This window comes from Paenibacillus sp. plas6, from assembly GCF_057221655.1.
This window is the reverse complement of record NZ_CM170151.1, coordinates 3799860-3824930: the sequence shown is the minus strand read 5'-3', so window position 1 is coordinate 3824930 and position 25071 is coordinate 3799860. Positions and strand designations below refer to the sequence as shown.

The window sequence follows — 25071 nt, the reverse complement described above, 5'->3', positions numbered from 1 at the left end:
CTCTGAACACACCACTTTTAATCATTCTTGCTTAATATCACTTGGTCTAGCAATTTTCCATCCACATCATAAGCAGTATAGGTTAGTCTCGTTGGTTCAACATTAACAATTCCAAACATTGACTTCCCGTTTTGGAAAGCTACTGCTTGATAAGATTTCTCTTTCTTTTCCTCATTCAGCTTACTTCCCGCTGCATTCATTGTAATATAAACCGTTCCTTGTTCTTTATCTTTCACAGCTTCGCCATCCATTAATGGATAGCTGCGAGAATATGAATGATTGTGCCCCTGCAATACGAGATCGACGTTAAATTGATCAAATAGCTCTCCCCATTCCTTTGCATCTTTAAACTTACTGGCACCATATAAGCCGCGATGCATTGAAGCAATAATCCATGTCACTTGCTCGGCATGCTGCTCCAATACGTTACGCAGCCACATTGACTGCGCAGATATATCTGCTTCTGTATTTAAACTAATAAAGAGCGTATTTTGATATAACGCATAGTAACTCGTATACGCTGGCAAGCCTTGTGTGCCATTGCTCGGGAAAGTGACATGTGCTTGATAGTAATCTGGTTTATTATCCACTATCTCATGATTACCAAATGTTATAAGCAAAGGAAGTTTTGAAAATACATCCGCATTTTCATAGAACCACTGCCATTGTTGCAGCTTGCTCGGATCATCGGTAATATCTCCGCCATGTACAATAAATTGCGCCTCTGGAGCTAACTTTAGCGCTTGCTGCAACGTATTGCCCCATTGCTTAAAATGCTCTGCGCTTGTCCCCTGCGTATCCGTAACGTGGATAAACTGAAATGTGTTTTGATTCTGCTGTGCTACAGAAAATGTATATTCATCTGAAATAACTTTGTTATTTGCAACAACGCGGTAAGTATAGTTTTGCCCCCACGCTAGTCCGTCAATTTGTGCCCGATATGTAAAGAGAACTCCATCCTTGTTTTGGAGGTAGCTCTGCATCGCTGGGATTTCCTTTACTTCTCCACCTTGCCAGCTTGCTTCCTCTGGTTTAATTTGCAATATGCTGTTTTCATATGAACTTGCCGATAACCAAGTAAAGCTGCGCTGCAGATCATTATCAAATGAAAGCTTCATACCGTATACACTTTCTTCCGACTTAAACTTTCCCCACTCAACAAAAGCCAGTAGTGCTAATAATAAAACAATGAGCCCGATAATATAAAATGTTTGATTTTTCATTGATGCTCACTCCTCTATATTGTAGCTTTACAAAAGTTTAACATACTTTCAGCTAAACAATCATTCAGCTTACTTTCAGTTTGACTTCAGATTACTATAAGCTATTCCTTCTACAATAAAGCCATAACGTTACAACATGAACAAGAAATGAGGTGTCCAATGAATCTATCACTGCAATACCGCAACGAATTCAAATACTATATTAGCCCTCATCAACGTTTTGTCATTGCTCAGAAGCTAAAAGGTATTCTCGCTCTCGATCAGCATGCAAGTGAATCTGGCGAATATCATATTCGCAGCTTATACTTCGACGATGTAGCAAATACCGCCTTGCATGAAAAATTAGGCGGAGTAACCGAACGTGCTAAATACCGAATTCGCATCTATAACAAATCTGACAAAGTGATTCACTTTGAAAAGAAAGTAAAGTTTCGCGATTACATTGCTAAGCTAAAAGAGCCAATTACAAGAGAAATGTATGAGCAATTGATGAGCGGAAACTACGAGGTATTAAAGCAAGGAAATAAGCCGCTGCTGCTGGAGATCTATAATCAGATGAAGCATCGCTTATTACGGCCAGTCGTTATTGTTGATTATGTACGTGAGCCTTACGTTTGTCGCTTTGGCAACGTACGTATCACATTCGACAAGGAACTGCATACTGGCTTAAATCAGCTCAATATTTTCGATCCAGATTTAAAGCCAATTCCAGCGCTAGATGATGACAAAATTATTATGGAAATTAAGTATGATCAATATTTGCCTGCACCCATTCAGCAAGCATTACAGCTAGAAGGGATTTTTCGAACATCAGCATCCAAATATGTTATTTGTCGCAAATATAATAAATCAAATCATTGGGAGGACTATTAATGGAAACAACAAATACGGTTACTTCAGCAACAGAATCATCTACTAATTTTAGTGATATTATTAAAAATTCAGTGCTTGATAATTTTGGTACTGACATTGCGATTAGCGAAATTTTAGTTACATTGTGCATTTCCTTTGTTATTGGTCTATTTATTTATTTCTTATACCGTCGTATTTTTAGCGGTGTATTGTACTCTAAAAGCTTTAATGTTGCCTTAATCGGTATGACAATGATTACAGCTATGGTAATTATCGCAATCAATTCAAATCTTGTCTTATCACTAGGTATGGTTGGTGCATTATCGATCGTTCGCTTTAGAACACCGATTAAAGATCCAACAGATCTAATCTTCTTGTTCTGGGCAGCAGTTGCAGGTATTGTTACAGGTGCTGGCTTCTATACACTTGCCATTATCGGCTCGTTAATTGTAGGTCTCATTCTATTCTTCTTTATTAAAGGAAGTTCTCCAGAAACTCCATATTTATTAGTAGTGAATTGCAGCAATGATCAAGCAGAACAACAAGTTGAGCAATACGTAACAAAAGGTGTTAAAAAATTCAATGTTAAGCAAAAAAATGTTACACCAGGTAATTTAGAGGTTACTTATGAAGTTCGCTTAAAAGAAAAAACTGGTGCTTTCGTAAACGGTATCTCAGCCATCGCAGGAGTACAAAGTGCTGTACTAATTAGCTACAACGGTGACTATGTATCCTAAGATTGGAGGAGCTATGATGAAGCAGCATAATAAGTTTTATGCTTTATACTTACTCCTTTTCATTATTTTCATAAGCGGCTGCTCAAACAGGCAATGTTGGACAAGTCCAGTTGCTTTCGCATACGACTAATCAAACTGTTCAGATCGTTCAAGCACAAATGCCTTCGGATGGTGTGATGCCAACGAACACTGAAGATGCAGATGTTAATAATGAAGTCAATCCTGCATCCTTAACGATTGAAGAGCAGCAAAAACACTTGAAATTGACATTAATTAGGATTGTTTTGCTCGCTTTAGGCTGCGTAATTATTCAAATTTGGAGAAGAAAGGCTATATAGTATTTTCTACTAAGTTTCTTTAGTTAAACTAATGAATAGCTGCTGCAAATACTTGTATTATGTAAGACGCGTCTATACGACAATAGTTGTGGCATACAAATGAGGAGAGGTTAATATGTACCTCTCCTCATTTATTTAGCTGTTATTTTTTTGTTACATTCATTGCTATCGCTGCAAATATAAAATCAATTTGCTCCTGCTTTGGGATATAAATTGTTTCCCCTTGAACATATTTTTGAATTTCTTAGGCGAAATTAAACGTTTAGCCCCATGCAAAGTTCGCCTTTCCAATAATAGGCTTTGCATGAGTTAAAGAAGTACTAGAAAATCTATGTAGATTTTCCACCAGTAAGCAGCCCCTTTAATATTAAAATATGTCTATTCATTTTCCGATGCTTTGACAAACAATAATATTAAGAACTGCGCTGCTGCCATGACAAAGATGACAACTGGCAACCAGCTAGATTGCAGATCATTTGCCATTAAGACAAGCAAGGCAATCGAAGAAACCCGTCCCGCATTCAAAAATACCTCGCGCATCACAACAGACTCTACCTTAAGCTGTCCCTTGAGTGGCAATAAACTGATTAGACGATAAAAATATGATGTTAATGAATTGCTAGATAAAGGATTACAAATTGAGAACACGATCATAAAAGGAATAACAGACCATAGCTTGACATCAAACAGCAGCAATGATGCTGCCAGAACAATGCAGATTGTCGAGTAAAAAATATATTTTCGAATCTGCTCCTTTTGCGCAAAGCGAGAAATGACATAACCAGTGGCAACGGTAATTGCTGAAAATAATACACCGAAATATCCAACAAGGTCCTCTCGTTCTAATGCTTGGAACAATAATATATTTGGCAAAAATAACATAATGCCTTGAAATAACCCAAAGATAAAGAAACTGAATAAGCTATACAGCCATAGCTTATTCTTTTTCATAATTAAGCCAACGAAATTCAAATAATATTTTTTATGATGATTCACAGTCGTTTTTATCCGTGTACTAATGAATGCTGCAATGACAAACATAATAAATGCGATCATAAAGATAATAATATAGCCTTGCAAGCCTTCCATTCGCGAAATGATCGAGCCTGCTAATGCAGGTCCAATTAATCCTGCAGTATTAAAAGTGACCATATTAATTGCTAAATAACGAACACGATTTTGATCAGTCGAAACATCATATTGTAAAATTAAATACCCTGTCCAATAAAAACCCGAAGATATTCCATTTAGTATCGCAAATAAAATATAGTAGTCAGGTACTGCTTCCCGTGTAATGATTACTAGAAGGTAAAATGCTGCACAAAGCATGATTCCAAGTCGATATACGACCATACGATCCAGCTTTTTGGCGATAAATCCACCTAGGGCAAAAGCAATCGGAGTCAACGTAAAGTTTACAATATTGTATATAGCATTAATGGTAAAATCCTCGGTTAGTCTCCACAAATATAAATTAAGAAACAATCCCGACATCGATGCCCCAAATTGAAAGAAAGCATGAATAATTAGAGAAACTATCGCTTCCTTGCTTAACCTTTGCTGTGGTGGAATGGAGCTGCTGCTCAATCTGCTGCTAATCTTGCTAACAAGGTTCAAGTGTAACATCTCGCTTTCTCCCTAGTATGTATTAAACCTCTAGTCTAGACATTGACAGTTTACCATACAAATAAGACGGGAGGAGTGCCTATTATGAAATTTACTGATACAAATAATCGATCATCATCCTAACAATCTATCCATTTCAGAGAACAATTGCTAATTTTTTAGAATCGCTGCTTACCCTTATCAGATTCGCCTGCATTTCGATTAGCTTGCTCGCGATCTTGCTCCATTTCTTCGATCGTTTTTACTTTAAGTCTCGCAGCGCCTTGATAATTCTTCGTTGCAATTAGTGGTTCTGTTGCTAAGCGTTGCTTAGCGGCTGCAATCGCCTCTTTATACTGCGGCAGCCACTTTTCACCCGCTACAAGCATTTCATCGACCAATTGCCAAATTTCTTTTGGATTGCATACTGCACCAATAAGCGGATCCATCATAAATGCTTGACGCAATAGAAAATCGTCGCCATGCACTGCTGCTTCTACCGCGAGACGCTGAACGGAGATACTTGCATTACATACCGCTGCAGGTCCTAATGGAAGCTCTCCAACAACAGGCATAGAAATACCATTGCGATCAACGTAACCTGGCGCTTCAATAATAGCATCATGAGGTAAATTCGAAATAACACCATGATTTACGACATTAAAATGTCCACGATATACGCGACCTGTTTCTAATGCTTCAATAATATAGGAGCCATGCTCTTCCCCGCGATGTTCTTCTGCAAATACCATCGGCTTATCTTTCATCCAGTTAGGAAAGTCTGTTTCAAACCAATTTCGCCCCTCTGTACATACTCGTAAATAACCGCCTGTCTCACCATTTATCCATGAACCTAGATCAATCCAATCGTTAATTTCTTCAGGACGTTTACGATACCAAGGAACATATTCACTTAAATGCCCATTTGATTCTGTACTGTAGTAGCCAAAGCGGCGCAGCATATCAATTCTTACTTTTTCTGTTCGGCTATAGTCGGGATGTTTTTCAAATGCTTCTAGCAAATCCCCTGTTAAATCGCGTCCCTTATGCTTAATTGAAATATACCAAGTTTGATGATTAATGCCTGCGCAAATAATATCTACTTCATCTTTCGTTAAGCCGAACACATCCGCTATTTGTTGATGCCCATGTTGTACACCGTGACATAGCCCAATCGTGTTAACCCCGCCATATTTATTGCATGCCCATGTTAGCATAGCCATCGGATTTGCATAGTTTAGCAGCAGCACATCCTTGGCAGCCACCTCTTTAATATCTCGACAAATCTGTAACATCTCGGCAATTCCACGCTGACCATACATAATACCGCCAGCACACAACGTATCACCGACACATTGGTCAATGCCATATTTTAATGGAATATCAATGTCTGTCGCAAACGCCTCTAAACCACCAACGCGAATGGTACAAATCACATATTTTGCATCACGAAGCGCTTCTTTTCGATTGGTCGTTGCCTGGATTTTAATGTTTAACCCATTTTCATCAATATCTCGTTGACATAGTGCAGTAACCATTTCTAGATTTTTCTCATTAATATCTGTAAAAGCAATATCAATATGATTAAATTCCTGGACAGACAATAAATCGCGCAATAAACCGCGAGTAAAGCCAATTGATCCAGCTCCAATAAAAGTTACTTTAAATGTTGACATAAAAAAAGCCTCCTTAACTCGAATTGCCTCAATTGTAGCAACAACGAGAAAGAAAGCGTTATCGAAAAAGTGACTTTTACATTATTAAACTGTCAACAATTCTAACCTATATACTTTTCGCATTAGGATCCGGTAATTGTCGATTGCTTTGCTCGCGATATTGGACTGGCGTCAAACCTGTGTACTTCTTAAATAATTCATGAAAATATTGTCTGCTATTAATCCCAACAAATTCACAAATATCTGCGATTGCAATATCTGTTTGACTTAGCAGCATCATCGCTTTATCTAAGCGAAATTGATTCAAATATTGAATAATCGTCATTCCTGTTTCCGCACGAAAAATACGGTGCAAATAGTTTGGATGGACATTTACATGTCTAGCAAGCTGCTCTACTGAAAGCTCACCATCATAATTTTGTTGAATGTAATGTTGCACTTGCTTCACATATTGTTGTGCTGCCGTTAAACGATTTTCTAATTGGTTAGCAAATTTATATAAATTGGCAATATGTAAAATAAGTCCTGTAAATAATAGTTCTTGCTTTAGACTACCCTGCTCTTGATTAGCTTGCTTGCCAGACTTATTACTGCTTTCTCTCTGCCATTCCAGCTCAAGTACAAGGCTTTTCAAGGTTGCATATACTTCATCAACATCTCGTAAAACGACATAATCACTAACTTGCTTAATAAAATAAGCTAGCTCATCATTTTTGTTAGCTAGCTCATAAATGGAAGGAAGTAGCGGCAGGCCTTGCTTAAAAGTAAATTCAACATTGAGCATTCGACAACCGCTCTCAGCTTTTACAATTAAGCGATGCGGCACGTTACCGTCCAAAACGATAAATTCTCCCTTTTTCAATGAAAAAAGAGCAGGAGAATCAGCTCTGCTTAAACATAACTCAATTTGACAGCTTCCGTTAATGACATACATAATTTCAATCGAATCATGAATATGAAAATCCATTTCATAATTGTTCCATTGACGATAATAATATGCGCTAAATAGCGGTAAACTGGCTCTAGTAAGTCCATGTTTAGCAAATAATTGATTCATCCTTGCTCCTCCTGCTTAATTTCTTTTAAGCTGACAAAGCTACAAGTGCCTCAAGCGCTGCTTGAATTTCTCGTTCTACTGCTTCGCTTACTACATTCGTATGCGGATCATAATCTGCAGCAAGATCAGAATCTGCATAGCCATCTAAGGCAACAATCGCACCAGCGCGAGCGCCGCGCAATGCAGCTATTACATATAATGCTGCAATTTCCATTTCTACTGCTAATGCACCTGCTGCCTTATATTGCTTATGAGGAAAGTCATTTACCCCACTGAAAAACATATCAAGCGTTAAAGTTAACCCTTTTTTAACGATACCGCCTTGCTCAATTGCTGCAGCATATAACGCTTCAACAACTGCACTATCTCCAATTGCTGGAAAGCCATCTGGCACTAGCTGCTTCGTAAGCCCATCTGTACGAATACAGCCTGTACTAACAATTAAGCTTCCTGCTGGATGCTCAGCAGAATAAGATCCGGCTGTACCAACGCGAATTAACGTATGTACACCGCCTTTAATTAATTCTTCAAAGCAAACAGCTGCCCCAGGACAGCCTACACCATGACTAACTACGGCAAGCTCAACTCCTTTATAGCTGCCGACAAAGGTACGGTATTCGCGTGCGTATGCAAGTTCTCTCGCATTATCCAGCTTAGCAGCAATTTTCGCTGCACGTCTTGGATCACCGCATACAATTGCAAGACCTGGCAATTGCTCAGAATCAACTTCTAGTATAGATAGAAACATTTAGTCATACTCCTTCCCATGCCATTCATCCTCAGGCAAATCAAATCCCTCTTGCGAAAAACGCTGCTCAGCAAATGGCTCAGCATAGTTATGGAAACCGTTTTGCTCCCAGAAGCCTGGCGCATCTTCCTTCATAAATTCAAAGCCAGTAAGCCATTTTGCACTTTTCCAAAAGTATAAATGCGGAACAATTAAGCGCAACGGTCCGCCATGCTTTGGAGTTAATGGTTCACCTTCATACGTATGCGCTAAAATAATATTATCACGCAGCAGATCCTCTAGTGGAATATTTGTTGTATAGTCATTATCTCCGTGAACCATCACATATTTGGCTTCAGGCTTTACACCTAGCTTTGGAAGAAGATCTGAAAACTTAATTCCACGCCAATGCGTATCCAACTTCGACCAACGTGTAACACAGTGAATGTCGCAAGTAATATCTGTTTGCGGCAAGCTCATCAGCTCATCATAAGTAAAGCTTAACTCCTGCTCAACCTCACCAAAAATTTTTAATTTCCAAGTGGACATATCATACTCTGGTACATCCCCCTCATGCAAAATAGGGAATCGCTCAGTTACCGTTTGTCCAGGTGGAACTCGATGTGCCAGCTCAGGTGGCACATTTGCCTTTAGAGGAGCTTTTGTCTTTTTTAATCGCTCTGCTTTATTATGCATATTTATTAAAGCCTCCTTTTCCTATGTCTCATTCTTAGCTGTTCATTTAATCGCTGTTTATTTCAAACATTTTACTTAGCCCAATTACTAACGTGTACTGCCGCTCGACTTCTTCGCCTCATCCTTGTAGCCATTATCTTTGAAGAAAATTAGCGCCACAATTGTCACGACAAAAGGCAGCATGGATGTAATTTGCGACGGAATAGAAAAGTTTTGCAGACGATAGCTTAACGCTTCCATAAAACCAAACAATAGGCTCGCGCCAGCTACACCAATTGGGTTAGATTGACCAAGCATTGTCGCAACGAGTGCGATAAAGCCTCGACCATTTGTCATGCCTTCACTAAACATTGTAACATTACCAAGCGACAGCTGTGCACCAGCAAGTCCACATAAAACACCGCAAATAAGCACTGCCATATATTGAATTTTTTTGACATGCAACCCTAAACTGCGTGCGGCAACTGGATTTTCACCTGCGGCAAGCAGACGAAAGCCCGATACGGACTTATATAAATAAATGTGAAGCAAAATGACGATCAAAATCGCAATATAAACGAGCAATGATTGTCCAGAGAATACATCTCCGATCCAAGGAATATCCTTAAGCAGCGGAATTTCAAGCTTAGGCAATCCTTTCATATCTTTGTCATAATATGCACCTTTAACGTCAAAGATTGCCCGTAGAGCAAAGGTAGTCAATCCTGTTGCTAAAAAGTTGAGCGCAATCCCGACAACAATCGCATTAGCCTGTAAATTAATGCTCATATATGCGAATATTAACGAAAAGAGAAGCGTAATAACAATTGCAAAAGCAATCGCAACCGTAATGCTTCCTGTTAAATAGTTACCTAAAATCGCAGAGAATGCTCCGACTAAGATTAATCCCTCTAAGCCTACATTAAACAAACCGACACGAGCACATATTGCTCCACCAAGCGCAGCCAGCAAAATTGGTGCAACCATACGTAACGTCGCAGCGAACAATGATACATCAAACAGCTGATCCATCTTTTGCCCCCGCTTTCTTACGTTTTATAAATGAAATCGTGAACTTAGCTGAAATGAATAGAATAAGCACTGCTTGAATAATGCTGGATACTTCTGATGGAACCTCGGTATTGCGTTCCATTCCCATTCCGCCAGTTTGCAACGCTGCAAGCAGTACAGAAGTGAAAAAAGTACCAAGCGGATGCGAGTTAGCAAGCAACGTCGCCATTATGCCTGACCAGGCATAGTTTGCTGATGTTAAAGCACCATCCAAATAGCGATATTGTGTACCTAATACCTCGGAAGCACCTGCTAATCCGGCAAACGCGCCGCTTGCAAACATACTAATGATTAATAGTTTACCGCGATTAACACCGCCATAGCTGGCAAACAAAGGATTTCCACCCATCATCCGTATTTCATAACCTTTTGTAGTATATTTGATAAACAGATGAAGTAAGATGGTTAAAATGATAGCGATAATAAAACCTGTATGAATCGTCATACCTTTAAATAGCTTTGAAAACATAACGCTTGAATCAATCATTTCAGTTTGCGATAGTGCTGATGAGCCTGTCCGATCTTTAAAAGGATAGGTTACCATATAACTTGCAAACAATGATGCAATATAGTTAAACAAAAGCGTTGTAATCAATAAATTCATACCGAAGCGCGACTCAAGCCAGCCGGCTAATGCGCTGTACAGACCAGCGACAATCATCCCCACTAAAATCGCAGCTAACATTTTTACAATACCAGATCCTGGAACGTATATGGCAGTTAATGCAGCACTTAATGCTCCAAGCACCATTTGTCCTTCAGAACCCATATTAAAAAAGCCTGCACGGAACGCAAGAGCTACCCCTAATCCAATTAAAATAATCGGCGTTGCACGCGCAAATGTATTCGTAGTAAAGTAAAAGCTGCCGAATGCACCTTTCCACATTTCCTGATAAGTCTCAAAAATATTTCCGCCATCAATAACAATCGCGATTGCTCCAACAATTAGCCCTACGATAATTGCCAGTAGCGGCTGTATCAATGACTTCAGTGTATCTTTAAATTTATCCAACCGCCTTACCTCCTGCCATGAGTAAGCTAATTTGTTCTTCGGTTGCTGTGGAAGCATCTAGCTCACCAACAATTTTCCCTTCGAACATAACGAGAATCCGATCAGACAGCTTCATAATTTCAGTCAATTCACTTGAAACAAGCAATATCGCTGCACGCTCTTCGCGTCGCTTCAATAGTTCACCATGAATAATTTCCATTGCCCCTACGTCAACTCCTCGAGTAGGCTCAGCAGCAATTAAAAATGGTGAACTTTGAGCAAGCTCGCGAGCTACAATCAGCTTCTGCAAATTACCGCCTGACAAATACTGTGCCTTTGTATCAAGTGAACCTGTTTTAATACCAAACGTATTTACCCAACCCTGAACGAGAGAGCGTATTCGCTTTCCATTCAAAATACCATATTTACTTGTGGAGGATAAATGCCCCATAATTCCATTATCTGAAACGGTCGCTTCTTTTGACACTCCCCATAAATAACGATCCTCAGGAATATGTGCCAAACCACTATCGCGTATTTTCTTAACAGAAGCACCTGTAACATTCTTATCTTGAATTGTAATTGATCCTTGATCAATTGATGTTAAACCTGATAACGCCTGAAGCAGCTCAGATTGTCCATTACCAGAAATTCCTGCTATCCCGACAATCTCGCCTTCATTTACGTGAAAACTGACTTGATCGAGAAGCGGCTTGCTTTTATGTCCTTTAATCGTTAAACCTTCCACTTTTACAACTGTCTTTCCAGTTTCCAGCTTGCTGCGCTCCAATTTAATAAGCTCACGACCAACCATCATACGGGAAAGCTCTTCCTCACTCGTTTCTGCAGCGTTAACTGTCCCTGTTACAACTCCATCTCGCAATACAGTAATGCGATCGGATACTTCCATAATTTCACTAAGCTTATGGCTAATAATAATAAAGCTTTTCCCTTGAGCAGAAAGTTGTTTTATTGAAGCCAGCAATTCTTTTACTTCAAGAGGAGTAAGAACACCAGTTGGCTCATCAAGAATAATAATTTCGGCTCCTTGATAAAGCACTTTCAAAATTTCTACTCGCTGCTGCATGCCAAGTGAACAATCCCCAACCTTTTGTTTTGGGTCAACTGGCATGTTATACTGCTTGGACAGCCTAATTGTCTCTTCTATTGCTTGCTTGCGGTTAAACATACCGCCTTTTTTCGGCTCTCTGCTGATTACGATATTTTCAGCAATTGAAAATGCAGGAAACAACATAAAATGCTGATGAACCATACCAATTTTATGTTTAATAGCATCCGTTGGATCATTGAAAGTAACTTCTTGACCGTTTAGCTTGATATGGCCGCTTGTCGGACTTTCCATACCATACAAAATACGCATTAGCGTTGTTTTGCCCGCACCATTTTCACCAATTAGGGCATGTACTTCACCTTTGCGTAAATTAAAGCTAACATTGCGATTCGCTATCACTGATCCGTATGACTTTGTAATATTGTCCATTTCAAGCAGCATAAGGTACGCTCCTTTCAAATAATTAAACCGGCTGCATCAGATGCAGCCGGTAAATAACTAGAAATACTTTTATTCTGCAGTGATTGAAGCGTCAATCGAACCGTTTTTAATCCCCTCAGCAATTTCTTTTAGCTTAGCAATGTTTTCTTCACCAATTGCATCGCTTAATGGAGACTCAGAATCTCTAGTTACGAATGTAAGACCTACACCATCTTGAGCCAATCCATAATATTTAGGTTCATAATCAAAGTTACCTTCAACAAAGTCTTTAACAGTTTGATAAGTAACTGTATCTACACTTTTTAGCTGAGATAAAATAACATGCTCCGGATCTTCTACTGTGCGGTCAACGTCTTGACCAGAAGTGTAGAAGCCTTTTTCTTTAGCAGCTTCAAATACACCGAAATCACTAACAGCAGACATACCAGCGATAAAGTCAGCACCTTGAGAATGTTGAACAAGAGCAAGCTCTTTACCTTTTGCAGTGTCATCAAAGCTTCCTACATAGCTAACAAGCACTTCAGCTTCTGGATTTGTATATGCAAGACCTTTTTCAAAGCCTTTTGTATATTTATCCATCAATTCACTTTCGATCGCAACGACATTACCAACAACATTTGATTTTGTAATCAAACCAGCTGCTGCACCAAGCAAGAATGCTCCTTCATTTTCAACAAAGCCTACACTGCGTACGTTTGGTACATCAGTAATAACTTGGTCAATCAAAGCAAATGGTTTATCTGGATTTTCTGCAGCTACTCTGCGAAGTACGTCTTCAGCTTGGAATGTTGCAGTAATAATCAAATCATAGTCTTCAGCGACTACAGAGCGGAAGTTTTGTTCAAACGCAGTTGGATCTGCAGATTCAACAGTTTTTACTTCAATTCCAAAATCTTCGCCTGCTTTTTTAAGACCCTGATCCATCAATTCCCAGAAAGGGTTCACTCCGATTTTTTCAGGTAATACGACAGCTACTTTTATATCCTTCTTCTCGCTATCAGTACCTGACGCAGTGTTGTTCGAAGTGTTGTTAGAAGCGCTGTTTCCTGCATTGTTTGCAGAGTTACTGTTGCCGCATGCTGCCAGCAATCCAATAACTAGCACTAATGTTAATAGTAAAGCCAATCTCTTTTTCACAGTGTTCTCTCCTTTAATATAAGTTTCGACATATTTCTACTTCATCTTACACAATCCATAAACAAATTTAAGTAAAATAAAGCAAAATTCACATAATAGACAAAGTTAAAACGATTACACTATGTTACCATTAAAAATTTATCCGTTTACAACAGTTTTTCATTTTTTATATTCTTTCACGGTTTGGATCTTGCTCTAGTTCCTCTTCAAACTTCAGTAAATTATTTTGAAGCTTTGTAAATAAGTGTAACCCAAAGCTCATTTCTTCATTAGTCATATCAGCAAATAAATGCAGCATAAGTGCTTCGCGCTTCGCTTTTATTTCTTTTGCCCGTTGTTTACCTAATTCTGTTAACGCAAGCATAACAACTCGGCGATCACTGCTATCTTTTTCACGCATTAGTAAGCCATATTCGATTAATTTATCAGCTAAACCAGTTACTGCCCCACATGTAATATGAAGTTTATCTGCTAAATGAGAAGCCTTCATTGGTCCATTTTCTGCGATCATCGTCAGTAATCTTGAATGATTTAAACCAATTCCCACTGTACCGTGCCTGCTCCAATAATTTTGAATCATGCTGCGAATTTCACGAAATCCTTCATCAAGCTTAATCATCATTTCCATATTTTGCTGTTCATTGCTCATTTACGAATACCTCCTTTCAATTACTAATAAGCAATTTTGGCAAATGTTACTGCTTACTTAATATTCAAACCCTATCCTATTATTCTAGTAACCTTACTCAAACTTTGTACAGAACTAGTATAGCAAAATTATATCTCTCTTGCTTTAATTCCTTTATGCTAATTCATAAGTTTGTAGCCAGAATATGTTCATTGTGATAATATTACAACTATAAGTGTTTTTTAGTTGACAATGCAGTGAATCATTGCACTGTATGTATTTATACAAGGAGGCTCTTCATTATGGCTAGACAAAAAATGCGTTCTGATATGATCAAACGCGGATTTGATCGTGCTCCTCACCGTAGTTTGTTGCGCGCTGCTGGGGTTAAAGAGGAGGATTTTGACAAACCATTTATCGCGGTTTGTAACTCATATATTGACATCGTTCCTGGACATGTACATTTGCAGGAATTTGGTGAACTGGTTAAAGAAGCAATTCGTGAAGCTGGCGGCGTACCGTTCGAATTTAATACAATCGGTGTTGACGATGGTATTGCTATGGGACATATCGGTATGCGCTATTCCTTAGCAAGCCGTGAAATTATTGCTGACTCTGTTGAAACAGTAGTTAACGCACACTGGTTTGACGGTATGGTTTGTATTCCAAACTGTGACAAAATTACACCAGGGATGATGCTAGGTGCGCTTCGTGTAAACATCCCTACAATGTTTGTTAGCGGCGGACCAATGAAAGCCGGCAGAACAAAAGATGGCCGAGCTATTTCATTAACTAGCGTTTTTGAAGGTGTTGGAGCTCACCAAAAAGGAATCATTGATGATGAGCAATTGCTTGAGCTTGAACAATACGGTTGCCCTACTTGTGGTTCTTGTTCTGGTATGTTTACAGCAAACTCTATGAACTGTCTTGCAGAGGTGCTCGGTCTTGCGTTGCCAGGTAACGGTACAATTCTTGCTGTATCACCTGAACGTAAAGAATTCGTTAAAAAATCTGCTCGTCAGTTGATGGAACTTATTAAAATGGACCTTAAACCTCGTGATATTATTACCAAAGAAGCCATTGACAATGCATTTGCGCTTGATATGGCAATGGGCGGTTCAACAAATACCGTTCTTCATACATTGGCAATCGCTCATGAAGCTGGCATTGAATATTCAATCGAGGATATTAATGCAATCGCTGAACGCGCTCCTCATCTAGCAAAACTAGCTCCAGCCTCTGACCATCATATTGAAGATCTTCACACTGCTGGCGGGGTAAGTGCAATTATCCATGAACTTCTTAAAAAAGAAGGCGCACTTCATGGCGATTGTATTACTGTAACAGGTAAAACACTTCGTGAAAACGTTGAGGGCTGCGAAATTAAAGATCACAACGTTATTCGCCCACTGTCCAACCCGCACACAGAACGCGGTGGACTAGCTATCCTATTCGGTAACCTAGCTCCTAACGGATCTGTAATTAAAACTGGTGCGGTTGATAAATCTGTTGGCGGCTACCATAAAGGTCCTGCTGTTGTGTTTGACTCACAAGATGAATGTCTTGCAGGTCTAGCAAACGGAAAAATTAAAGAAGGCGACGTTGTCGTTATTCGTTACGAAGGTCCACGCGGCGGTCCAGGTATGCCTGAAATGCTTGCTCCAACTTCACAAATCGCTGGTATGGGGCTGGGTGCAAAAGTTGCGCTTATTACAGATGGTCGCTTCTCTGGTGCATCTCGCGGTATTTCAATCGGTCACGTATCACCTGAAGCTGCAGACGGTGGTCCAATCGCGTTCATTAAAGACGGCGATATTATCGAAATCGATATGAATAACCGTACAATTAACGTTCTAATTAGCGATGAAGAAATGGAAGCTCGTAAAGCTGCATGGCCAGGCTTTGAGCTAAAAATTAAACGCGGCTATTTAGCTCGTTACGCTCATTTAGTTACAAGTGCCAACACTGGTGCAGTAATGAAAATGTAGTTCTATTTAGAAAGCTGCTTTAGAAAGTCAGTAATGTTGCTGATTTTCTAAGCAGCTTTTTTAATGCTTATAGGATTTAAAAACTAAAAAGGATGCTTATCATTTCAGATCAGCCGATAGCTAAACCTGAAATGACAAGCATCCTTTATTTATACTATTTCATAAAATTCTTTACTAAGTAATCCGTCGACATCAATAAAATTCTTGGTTCTTCTCCTTGTTGTGCAGATAGGCCAGCTTTGGCTTCATTACTTTTTTCCCCTTTACGAGTTGGGGTTAATACTTTCATTAACAAGGAAAGATAAATCTTAGTGCTTTTCTTAAATAGACCATTTGGCAATTCGTGTATAACAAACCCAAGCTTATCTGCTCCACGATTTATCATTGTTATACCATGTAACGCTTTAACGGGCTTAACCTTACTTTCTTCATAAATTGCCTTCGCAAGTAACGGTAATGCAGCTTCTACTTCCCGGATTACTTTTATTGCAACTACTAGCGGATTTTTGGAAGCAAACGCAATCTCTGAGAGCTTTTTATTATCAAAATGCATTTCTGCAAATAAATCACCTTTACGTAATACTTGTCCTTCCTGCATCGGAAGTTCCTTGCCTTTATAAGTCAAAATCCGATAATACAAAAACGGCGCCGCACCATCACTAACTGGCTTAAGCCGCATCACTTTATGAAAAAGCAGCTCCCATCCTAGCCAAAGCTTTACAATCAATTGCTTAACTAACGGTAACTTCGTTTTATTTTTTTTCTCAGACAGCTTAATCATTTGATCAATTGTAACCATTTTCAAACCTTTTGCCGTAGCAGCTTCTAAATAAGCTTCTAGCGCAATAAGCATATTTCGGGGAGCATTCACATCTGCTCCAGGAGTTCGTCCACAGTCATGCAGCAGTAACACCTCACCAGGAGCAACTTTTTTAAGCATTCGATTTTTTAACTTTTCAGCAGTAATTTTCGCGGACCAATCTCCAAATAAAGCCGACCATAAAATAATATTTAGGGTTGTTACATTTCGATAATCAAATAAATTCATTATTCCCCAAGGAGGTCGATAGTAAATAGAACGTTCACCAGTTACTTTTTCAATAATGTCATTCGTTAATTGGATATGCTTCCTAACTGTTTTTGGACGCATCAACCAATTTGTTTTATGCTCATAATTGTGAATACCAATGACATGGCCTTCATTTTTCATCCGCAGTAATAACTCCGGGTGCTTCTCAGCATGAACACCTACAACAAAAAATGTAGCCTTAGCGTTATATTTCTGTAGCAGATCAAGTAATTTTTCTGTATACACAGGATCTGGACCATCATCAAAGGTTAGTGCTACTTCCTGTTTAGCTGTACCTCGTTTAAACACACGATAACCAAACACTCTGCTTAGCAGTCCAGGTATAAAAGCATAAAGTGCTGCAAAATAAAATCCCCAGATAAATAGGTTAGACATGATTGTATTCCTCACCAAATAAATGATATAGTCTATATATGTTAGCTGTCTGATCGGAATTAAATGCAATAAAGTCACAGCTAATATTGTAGCATATTTAATATTTTTTCACATTACTAATTCATGTTAATTAAATATCTACACTAGATAGGAAAGGATGGTTCTAGTTGTTACCCTTCTATAAAAAATATTGGAGAACGATATTTGATATTGCACTAATTGTCATAACCGTTTTCCTTGCAATGTGGCTTTTTAGTCTAGTATATAACATTGCTAAGCCGATTTTTTTTGCACTAGTTATTTTTGTCTGTATAGAGCCATTAGCTAAACAACTTAATAAACTTGGTATGAAGAAAAGTATTGCTGCGGCGATCTCAGTCATTTTGTTCACATTACTTGTTCTTGGTGTAATCGGAGCTTTAATTTTTATTGCTGCAGCCCAAGGTACCGAACTGATATCCAACTTGCCAAAATATCAACAAATTCTTACTGCTAATATCGCTAGTGGAACATCTTTTTTAGAGGAGCAATTAGGGCGTCTGCCGTTTAATGTTAATCTTGTAGATGAAATAACAACAGCATTGCAAAATGCTTCAGACAAAATCCAAAAATGGCTTATGACCGGTTTGACAGTTGTTATTAATTCCATTACATCTTTTACTTCCTTTGTATTTAATGCTGCTATCGGCTTAATCCTTGCTTATTTTTTAAGCATCGAAATACTTGATTGGAAAAGAATTGCTAAAGAAAAAACACCTAATACATTTAAGTCTGCTTTTTTCTTTTTGCGTGACAATGTATTAAAAGGAATTTGGGTATATATTAAAGCGCAATTAAAGCTGATCACTTTAACGTTTATTGTAATTTTAGTTTCACTTCTATTGCTCGGGGTCAAGCATGCGCTAGTAATTTCTTTGCTGGCAGCAATCTTTGATATATTGCCTTTACTTGGTGTTAGTACAATATTTATTCCTTGGATTACATATTTATTTATTGTCAAAGACTATCATCTTGGAATTTGGATTACTGCTATCTGGCTTGTTGTAGTAATCGCTCGTCAATTGCTGGAGCCAAAAATTACAGGTGATTCACTTGGTGTATCAGCATTTACAATGCTGTCCTTTATGATTATTTCGCTTTCCATCTTTGGCGTAGCAGGAATGATTCTATCTCCTGTTCTCGTAATTTTAATTAAAGCTCTATACGAGCAAGGTTACTTGGAAAAATGGATTCGTAAGCCGATTGGCGAATACGATACTATTGACTTACAAGATGACTAATAGCAGTCACAAAAAACTGGTAATCATAAGCTGTTTAATGCAGCTATTAAACAAAGGAGTGAGCAGTGAAGGTAGTACTTCCTTCATAGCTCACTCCTTTTGTACTGTTAACGAACGTATTGAGATTATGCGTTTTGGATAATAGGAATATAGATATCAAAATGAGGATCATTTCTATCTAGGTCGGCAGGATAGTATTCGTGCTTTATTGGTAACTCAGGATCATAATATTTTACTCCTGCTTCTCTAAATACTTTATATCCATTCGTATGAATCCATTGCTGGAGATCTCGATAAGTTTTGTCTATGTCTTGTCCTTTATGATGCGTAGTCTTAACATAAGTCCACTGTGGGATTTTAATTTCAAGCATGCCATCTGGAAGCTGCTGTTCCTCACTTACTTTATATACCGCATAATGAACAAAACCATTTTCTACAATATGATAGGATAGCCCTAGTTGCTCAGTTGGATTTAACTTAAATGTTAACTCATTAGCTCGCTCTTCCATTTTATTAATGACATCTTTTAGATGTGGCTTAATCTCTGAAAATGTTCCCTGCCATTTTAAGCCAACTGCTCGAAAGCTAGGCATCGTAATAATTTCATAGCTCACTTTTTTTCCTCCAACCTTTAAATACGCTTCTATATCATACCATATTTTCTAATGTCTTGTCAGTTTGATTTCTCTTCTTCCATATCATGCTGCTCTGCGATCATCATTACGTCCTTGAAAATTATTGTGGCTTGATTATTTGTGTTAGACTTTGCTTTGCGAATAAGCACTGCTGCCGCATATTTAGGATGGTCAGTTGGACCATAACCAATAAACCATTGATTATTTAACCCATTTAATGCTCCACTTAGCTCTGCCGTTCCTGACTTTCCTGCAAGCTTCCAGCTCCTATCGTTTTCTCTTTTATTTTCAGAAATAACTCGACCTGTACCGTGTTCGACTACACCATTCATAAAGGACATTAGCTTTCTTGCTGTAGAGGGATGGATCTGATAACGATGCTCGTGACCATATTGTACGGGAAACTCAATAAGTGGTAACCCGTCTCGATAGTTAATACTTTTGGCTGCTCTTGTTTGAAACTGCTTGCCATCATGAATAATCGTCACCAGCATATTCGCTGCTTGCAGCGGAGTCAGCCTTGCATCGCGTTGTCCAATCCCTGTTTGAGCTAAAATCCCCCCATCTCGATGTGCAAGATCCAATATTGCTACCCCTCCTTCCTCTTCTTCCAACAATCTAAGAGGAACCGTAAATGGTGCAACTGCTTTATTGGTATGCCAGCCTACTGGATAAATAACCCCTAATGCAGTGGCGGTATCATAAAATTGTTGCGGCGTTAACCGCTCAGCAAGCGTTGCAAATACAATATTACAGGAGTTTGCAAACCCCTCTGCTAATGTTTGTTTACCGTGCCCACCTTTCTTCCAGCAGGATAATCCGTATTTCCCATATTCTCCGTTACAATGGAAATACTCTTCTTCAGAAACTACACCATACTCTAGCGCAGCAGCTGCAGTCACTATTTTATAAATCGATCCTGGCTCATAGGCAGTCAGAGCATGGTTTCTCCAGCTGTTCCCATCAATCGTTGTCCAGCTCCCAGGAGTCAAGTTCGGACGGGATACCATCGCTTTAATGTCACCATTTGACGCATCTAACAGAACAATAGCTCCCTCCGCAACCCCCTGCTGCTCCATATATTGCTCAAGTTTCACTTGAAGCTTCAGATCAATAGTTGTTACCACTTGCAGCGGATAATAGGCGTTGCTGCTTTCAACAATTCTAGGTCCAATTCCAGACATATAACGGGATTGTCCATCTATTGTATACGATAAATAGGATGGCCCTAATCCATGAATTAAACGATCTAGAGAATGCTCCAAGCCATTTACGCCAATTTTCATATTTCGATCCCAATGTGCAAGCTCTTTTATTTCCTTTTCATAATGTTTCTCTGCCCATTCAGGGTTTTCTCCTGTAAAGCCAATAATATGCCTGTACTTGCCCTGATGACCGTTTCTAGCAGTATAGTAAACAAGCTCAAAGCCCTCCATTTTAATCTGTTGCAACTTTCTTACTTGTTCAGCGGTTAAAACTAGCGGAAGCTGCTTATCATCTAACAAATACTCTGCATACTGTAAATTCATTAGCCAGTTACGAAGCTGCTCAGGTGACTGATTTAAGATATTCGCAAGCTGGGTATATTGTACAAGTGAATAACTTTTCCACGCTTTCACTGGAAAGAAAGCGATCGTCATATAATTTTCCGATTGAAGCGGCTTATAATGCTCGTCCAAAAAAATAGCTCTGCCATCACTAAATTGCAATTGTTTACTGCGCTGAATAACGGCCATACGTTTCCAATTGCTCTGTTTATATTTACTTTCGACGATGGGCATCAAATACGAGGTTGGAAGAGCTTGCAGTAAAAGCAAACGAATTAAATATGCTGCAATAATAATCGTAAAAATCATGCCAACAAAAAAGGATCTGCGCTGCATTGCTGACTACCTCCTAAGTAATAACGCTTATCCATAGCTTGATAACTTTATTATTCCTCTAGCAATTAAACACTAAACGTAGCTGCTTCAAACGCAGCAAAATAAAAAAACTTCTTACTTCTCTCCTTTAGCTGAGAGATAATAAGAAGTTGAACGATTGATTAACCTTTTATTTGCTGTATAGCCTGCTCTAGTGAAGCAATTACTTTATCACACCATGCGTCAAATTCCGGATCTTCGATTTGCAACTCTGGATGAGCAAGGATATGAGCAACAGTCTCCTTTATTCCTTGGTCAAAACGAGTGGTTGCTGTAAAGCCTGGGACAAGCCGTTTAAGCTTACTATTATCAAATACAATGCTGTTTGCTTTATCCCCAAGTAGTCCTCCTCTGAATCGCTCATCACATGCTGCTAAAAAATGCGAGGAAACATATACTGCTCTTAGTTTCACTCCTAGCGCATCTGCGATTGCTTCATAAATCTGATTCCAAGTGAGTATCTCATCGGAAGTTATTTGGACGGTTTCTCCGATCGCATGAATATTTCCCATTAATCCGATAAAGCCTTTAGCAAAGTCACGACTATGCGTCATTGTCCAAAGTGATGTGCCGTCGCCATGAATAATGACCGGCTTGTTTTCCAGCATCCGTTTTGCAACCTGCCAAGAGCCTTTTAAGCCTTGAACCCCTAATGGGATTTTTCGCTCACTATAGGTATGACTTGGTCGAACGATGGTTACTGGAAAACCAGTCTCTCGATATTGCTTTATTAAATATTCCTCACAAGCGATTTTATCACGTGAGTAGTCCCAGTACGGATTAGATAAAGGAGTTCCTTCTGTAACTTGATAATGGGATAATGGCGTTTGATAAGCAGATGCAGAGCTAACAAAAATATATTGCTTTGTTTTGCCTTGAAATAATCGTACATCACGCTCCACATGTGATGGATGAAACGCAATAAAATCAGCAACAACATCAAAAGTATGAGGTTCAAGTAATTTAGCTACATGTTCTTCATCATGAATATCAGCAGTCATTATATGAGCACCTGCTGGTAATCTATCAATACGATTACCTCTATTTAATAGATAAAGCTCACAGCCTTGAGAAAGCAATTGTTCAGTAATCGCAGTGCTAATGACTCCAGTACCACCGATTAATAACGCTTTCAAAAGTAACACCTCCTAATTTATAAAAGAGGATGATTAGATGTTCAGCGTAACGCTAAACTCTAATCATCCCTTTAATCTTGCATTATTATAGCTTAAACTTAGTTAAACTGTCTTTTAAGTTGTTAGATACTTGTTGTAATTGCTCTGAAAGCTGAACTAATTGTTCACTAATATTAAGCTGCTCTGTACTTAAAGAAGCAACCTCTTCACTAGTTGCAGATGATTCCTCTGCAACAGCACTTACACTGCTAATTGAATCTCGTAATACTTCTTGCGATTTATTAACCTCTGCAAAGGATTCTTCTACTAGCTGCAAGTTTTGATTAAAGCTGTCCATTTGCGCTTGTACAGAAAGGAACAGTTCATTTGCTTCCTTAACTGAGCCTATTTGCTCTTGGAATAATGGATATGCTTTCATTAAAACATCTACTGTATCAGTAATCTCTTCAGAAATTTTTTCTGTAATTTGCGCAACAACACCGATGGAAGAACGAGATTGATCTGCAAGCTGACGAATTTCATCAGCTACGACCATAAAGCCTCTGCCTGCTGCTCCAGCTCTTGCAGCTTCAATTGTTGCATTAAGTGATAAAATATTCGTTTGTTGTGTGATCGAATTTAATACATCTAGAATTTTTACAATTGATTTAGTGCTATCTTGTAAAGCATTTACCTTCTCAACCATTGAGCGAGTCATTTGCTCAGTTGACACCGTTTTATCAATTAATTCTTTCATATAATTGATACCTTGTTGACTCGCTTCCTCTACTTTAGATGCAGATTCGCTCATTTGTTGAGAATATTGATTTACTTGATTCATTTGCTCATGAATTTTATACGTTAAATCTGTTCCTCGCTCTGTTTCCATTGCTAGACTAGTTGCTCCGCCAGCAATTTCATCTGTTGCAACAGCAATTTCTTTCGCAGCAATTGCCGTTTTATTAGATGTATCGCTTAGCAAAGTTGCTGTTTTTAGCACTTCAGCCGCGGAAACCGTAGTTTGAGTTGCAAGGGCTGCAATTTGAACCATCATTTCATCAAAGCTTTTTGCAAGCATACCAATTTCGTCAGTTCGCTTTTTAATTTCAGAACGTACCGTTAAATCACCCTTCGCACCTTTTTCCATTTGCTTGCTTAGTCGCGCCAACGGTCCGCCAATATTTTTGACAACAAAAATACCAATTAATATTGCAATAATAATTGCTACAATACAAACAATTAATGTAATACCGCTAATTTGTGCTGCCTGCTCCGCTAGATGCACAACTGGAATTGTACCGATAAGCGTCCATTCTTCATAGTTACTGAATTTTTGGAAGGCAACTAAGTATTCTTCACCATCTGCACCTTTTTGATTGAGATGATCCAGTGTAGATTCTGACTCAGATATTGTTATATTTGGCTCAGAGCCGTATAGAGCTTTTGAGCTGAACGCAAATTGGTTTTGATTGTTAAGAATATAAACATCGCTGCCTAGGCCAAAATCAACTTGTGCAACAGCTTCAAACAGCTTTGCCTTATCCAATTCAAGAACGACAACAAATGAATCTTCATTTGTCGTTAAATTACGCACTAAACGTGCAAGTGCAACGGTTTCATATGGCTGAGTAGTTAAAATACCGTTTGCTTGTGGCTCGATCCAATGAATTGCACCCTTTTTATCAAGTGCTTGTTTATACCACTCTTCACTGTAATATTGCTCTGTAGTTTTTTCCTCAGCATAGCTTGTAGTTGAAGGCCCTGCAATAACTGTTTTTACTCCCTCTTTCATAGGGATGAGGGCAATTTTTTTGATCGTATAATTCGTTGCAGTGTATTGCGTTAATCGATCATTGATTTTTCGAGATGCTGCTATTTGATTATATGCATCAGTTGAATTAACATACGCCTTCATTTCATCAGCTAATAAATCATCTACAACAATTTGGAATGATATGTCAGAAAAGCTCTTTAAAACTGTATCAACACTATAGCCTACTTGCTTTATCGTTTGCACACTAGCTTCTGAGACATTAGTCACTAATAAAGATTTTGCTTTTATGTAGGAAATAACCCCCACAGTTGAAACACAGAGAACAATACTAACAAAAAAGATGATAAATAACTTTGCACCTATACTTCGGAAAAATTTAAAGTTACTGTCAATTTTCAAGCTTTTCAACTGCGTTTTTGTATCATTCAAGCGATTACCTAGATGCTTTTTCTCCTTTCCTTGTTCTTTTGAAGTCTGTTTTTTTAAACTATCCTTCATGCTGTCTGGCACCACCTTGAAATATTATTATGAAATATGTAGTGTTTATTCCTATATCGACCACATTTATAATGATAACATTATTCTACAATTTTTTTCTACTAGATACGAATAATTACTAAAAAAATAGCGAATAATCAATAAATTTATTGATTATTCGCACA

The 25071-nt window shown here is 38.5% G+C and carries 21 protein-coding genes; 5 read left to right on the top strand and 16 right to left on the bottom strand.

Annotated elements, in window-relative coordinates; all coding sequences use genetic code 11:
- Nucleotides 1-17: 17 nt before the first annotated feature.
- On the bottom strand, nucleotides 18-1223 hold the full coding sequence (locus AC2TDL_RS16820) for a purple acid phosphatase family protein (protein WP_484697215.1): 1206 nt from the start codon (nucleotides 1221-1223) through the stop codon (nucleotides 18-20).
- A gap of 159 nt (nucleotides 1224-1382) precedes the next feature.
- Here AC2TDL_RS16820 and AC2TDL_RS16815 point away from each other — a divergent pair, with 159 nt between their 5' ends.
- The 3 genes from AC2TDL_RS16815 (at nucleotide 1383) to AC2TDL_RS16805 (ending at nucleotide 3150) form a co-directional block, all read left to right on the top strand.
- On the top strand, nucleotides 1383-2096 hold the full coding sequence (locus tag AC2TDL_RS16815; protein ID WP_484697214.1) for a polyphosphate polymerase domain-containing protein: 714 nt from the start codon (nucleotides 1383-1385) through the stop codon (nucleotides 2094-2096).
- A complete protein-coding gene (locus tag AC2TDL_RS16810) occupies nucleotides 2096-2812 on the top strand; it encodes a DUF4956 domain-containing protein (RefSeq protein WP_484697213.1) in 717 nt (238 codons plus the stop codon). The genes AC2TDL_RS16815 and AC2TDL_RS16810 overlap by 1 nt, the downstream gene beginning before the upstream one ends.
- A 110-nt stretch (nucleotides 2813-2922) precedes the next feature.
- Complete coding sequence (locus AC2TDL_RS16805; protein WP_484697212.1) at nucleotides 2923-3150, top strand: hypothetical protein; 228 nt, start codon at nucleotides 2923-2925, stop codon at nucleotides 3148-3150.
- Nucleotides 3151-3528: 378 nt separating this feature from the next.
- Here AC2TDL_RS16805 and AC2TDL_RS16800 read toward each other — a convergent pair whose 3' ends face one another.
- From AC2TDL_RS16800 to AC2TDL_RS16755, 10 genes are all read right to left on the bottom strand, one after another.
- Nucleotides 3529-4776 (bottom strand): MFS transporter, encoded by a 1248-nt coding sequence (locus AC2TDL_RS16800; protein WP_484697211.1) that lies wholly within the window; start codon nucleotides 4774-4776, stop codon nucleotides 3529-3531.
- 158 nt (nucleotides 4777-4934) lie between these two features.
- Nucleotides 4935-6431: an alpha-galactosidase gene (gene melA, locus AC2TDL_RS16795; protein WP_484697210.1), complete on the bottom strand. Its 1497-nt coding sequence runs from the start codon at nucleotides 6429-6431 to the stop codon at nucleotides 4935-4937.
- 106 nt (nucleotides 6432-6537) lie between these two features.
- Nucleotides 6538-7488: an AraC family transcriptional regulator gene (locus AC2TDL_RS16790; protein ID WP_484697209.1), complete on the bottom strand. Its 951-nt coding sequence runs from the start codon at nucleotides 7486-7488 to the stop codon at nucleotides 6538-6540.
- A 25-nt stretch (nucleotides 7489-7513) separates the two neighbouring features.
- Complete coding sequence (locus tag AC2TDL_RS16785) at nucleotides 7514-8236, bottom strand: nucleoside phosphorylase (protein WP_484697208.1); 723 nt, start codon at nucleotides 8234-8236, stop codon at nucleotides 7514-7516.
- Complete coding sequence (locus AC2TDL_RS16780; protein WP_484697207.1) at nucleotides 8237-8911, bottom strand: sulfite oxidase-like oxidoreductase; 675 nt, start codon at nucleotides 8909-8911, stop codon at nucleotides 8237-8239.
- A gap of 87 nt (nucleotides 8912-8998) precedes the next feature.
- Nucleotides 8999-9922 carry an ABC transporter permease gene (locus tag AC2TDL_RS16775; protein WP_484697206.1) on the bottom strand — a complete coding sequence of 308 codons (924 nt, stop codon included), beginning with the start codon at nucleotides 9920-9922 and terminating at the stop codon, nucleotides 8999-9001.
- Nucleotides 9906-10973, bottom strand: a complete 1068-nt coding sequence (locus AC2TDL_RS16770) for an ABC transporter permease (RefSeq protein ID WP_484697205.1) — start codon at nucleotides 10971-10973, stop codon at nucleotides 9906-9908. The genes AC2TDL_RS16775 and AC2TDL_RS16770 overlap by 17 nt, the downstream gene beginning before the upstream one ends.
- Nucleotides 10966-12465: an ABC transporter ATP-binding protein gene (locus AC2TDL_RS16765; protein ID WP_484697204.1), complete on the bottom strand. Its 1500-nt coding sequence runs from the start codon at nucleotides 12463-12465 to the stop codon at nucleotides 10966-10968. The genes AC2TDL_RS16770 and AC2TDL_RS16765 overlap by 8 nt, the downstream gene beginning before the upstream one ends.
- 69 nt (nucleotides 12466-12534) lie before the next feature.
- Complete coding sequence (locus AC2TDL_RS16760; protein ID WP_484697203.1) at nucleotides 12535-13602, bottom strand: BMP family protein; 1068 nt, start codon at nucleotides 13600-13602, stop codon at nucleotides 12535-12537.
- Between the two features lie 166 nt (nucleotides 13603-13768).
- Nucleotides 13769-14251, bottom strand: coding sequence for a MarR family winged helix-turn-helix transcriptional regulator (locus AC2TDL_RS16755; RefSeq protein ID WP_484697202.1), 483 nt, complete (start codon nucleotides 14249-14251; stop codon nucleotides 13769-13771).
- Nucleotides 14252-14532: 281 nt separating this feature from the next.
- Here AC2TDL_RS16755 and ilvD point away from each other — a divergent pair, with 281 nt between their 5' ends.
- The gene (gene ilvD / locus AC2TDL_RS16750) at nucleotides 14533-16218 is read left to right on the top strand and encodes a dihydroxy-acid dehydratase (protein WP_484697201.1); all 1686 of its coding nucleotides are present in this window, start codon (nucleotides 14533-14535) and stop codon (nucleotides 16216-16218) included.
- Between the two features lie 154 nt (nucleotides 16219-16372).
- On the opposite strand, the gene AC2TDL_RS16745 is transcribed toward ilvD, so the two are convergent.
- Nucleotides 16373-17683 carry a polysaccharide deacetylase family protein gene (locus AC2TDL_RS16745; RefSeq protein ID WP_484697200.1) on the bottom strand — a complete coding sequence of 437 codons (1311 nt, stop codon included), beginning with the start codon at nucleotides 17681-17683 and terminating at the stop codon, nucleotides 16373-16375.
- A gap of 167 nt (nucleotides 17684-17850) precedes the next feature.
- On the opposite strand from AC2TDL_RS16745, the gene AC2TDL_RS16740 reads away from it, so the two are divergent.
- Nucleotides 17851-18963, top strand: coding sequence for an AI-2E family transporter (locus AC2TDL_RS16740; RefSeq protein WP_484697199.1), 1113 nt, complete (start codon nucleotides 17851-17853; stop codon nucleotides 18961-18963).
- Nucleotides 18964-19088: 125 nt separating this feature from the next.
- On the opposite strand, the gene AC2TDL_RS16735 is transcribed toward AC2TDL_RS16740, so the two are convergent.
- The 4 genes from AC2TDL_RS16735 to AC2TDL_RS16720 all read right to left on the bottom strand — a co-directional run bounded on the left by AC2TDL_RS16735 (nucleotide 19089) and on the right by AC2TDL_RS16720 (nucleotide 24907).
- Entirely contained in the window at nucleotides 19089-19577 is a 489-nt protein-coding gene (locus AC2TDL_RS16735) for a GyrI-like domain-containing protein (RefSeq protein ID WP_484697198.1), read from the bottom strand.
- 59 nt (nucleotides 19578-19636) lie between these two features.
- Complete coding sequence (locus AC2TDL_RS16730; RefSeq protein ID WP_484697197.1) at nucleotides 19637-21481, bottom strand: peptidoglycan D,D-transpeptidase FtsI family protein; 1845 nt, start codon at nucleotides 21479-21481, stop codon at nucleotides 19637-19639.
- Nucleotides 21482-21642: 161 nt separating this feature from the next.
- Entirely contained in the window at nucleotides 21643-22656 is a 1014-nt protein-coding gene (locus tag AC2TDL_RS16725; RefSeq protein ID WP_484697196.1) for an SDR family oxidoreductase, read from the bottom strand.
- 85 nt (nucleotides 22657-22741) lie between these two features.
- On the bottom strand, nucleotides 22742-24907 hold the full coding sequence (locus AC2TDL_RS16720; protein ID WP_484697195.1) for a methyl-accepting chemotaxis protein: 2166 nt from the start codon (nucleotides 24905-24907) through the stop codon (nucleotides 22742-22744).
- Between the last annotated feature and the right edge of the window lie 164 nt (nucleotides 24908-25071).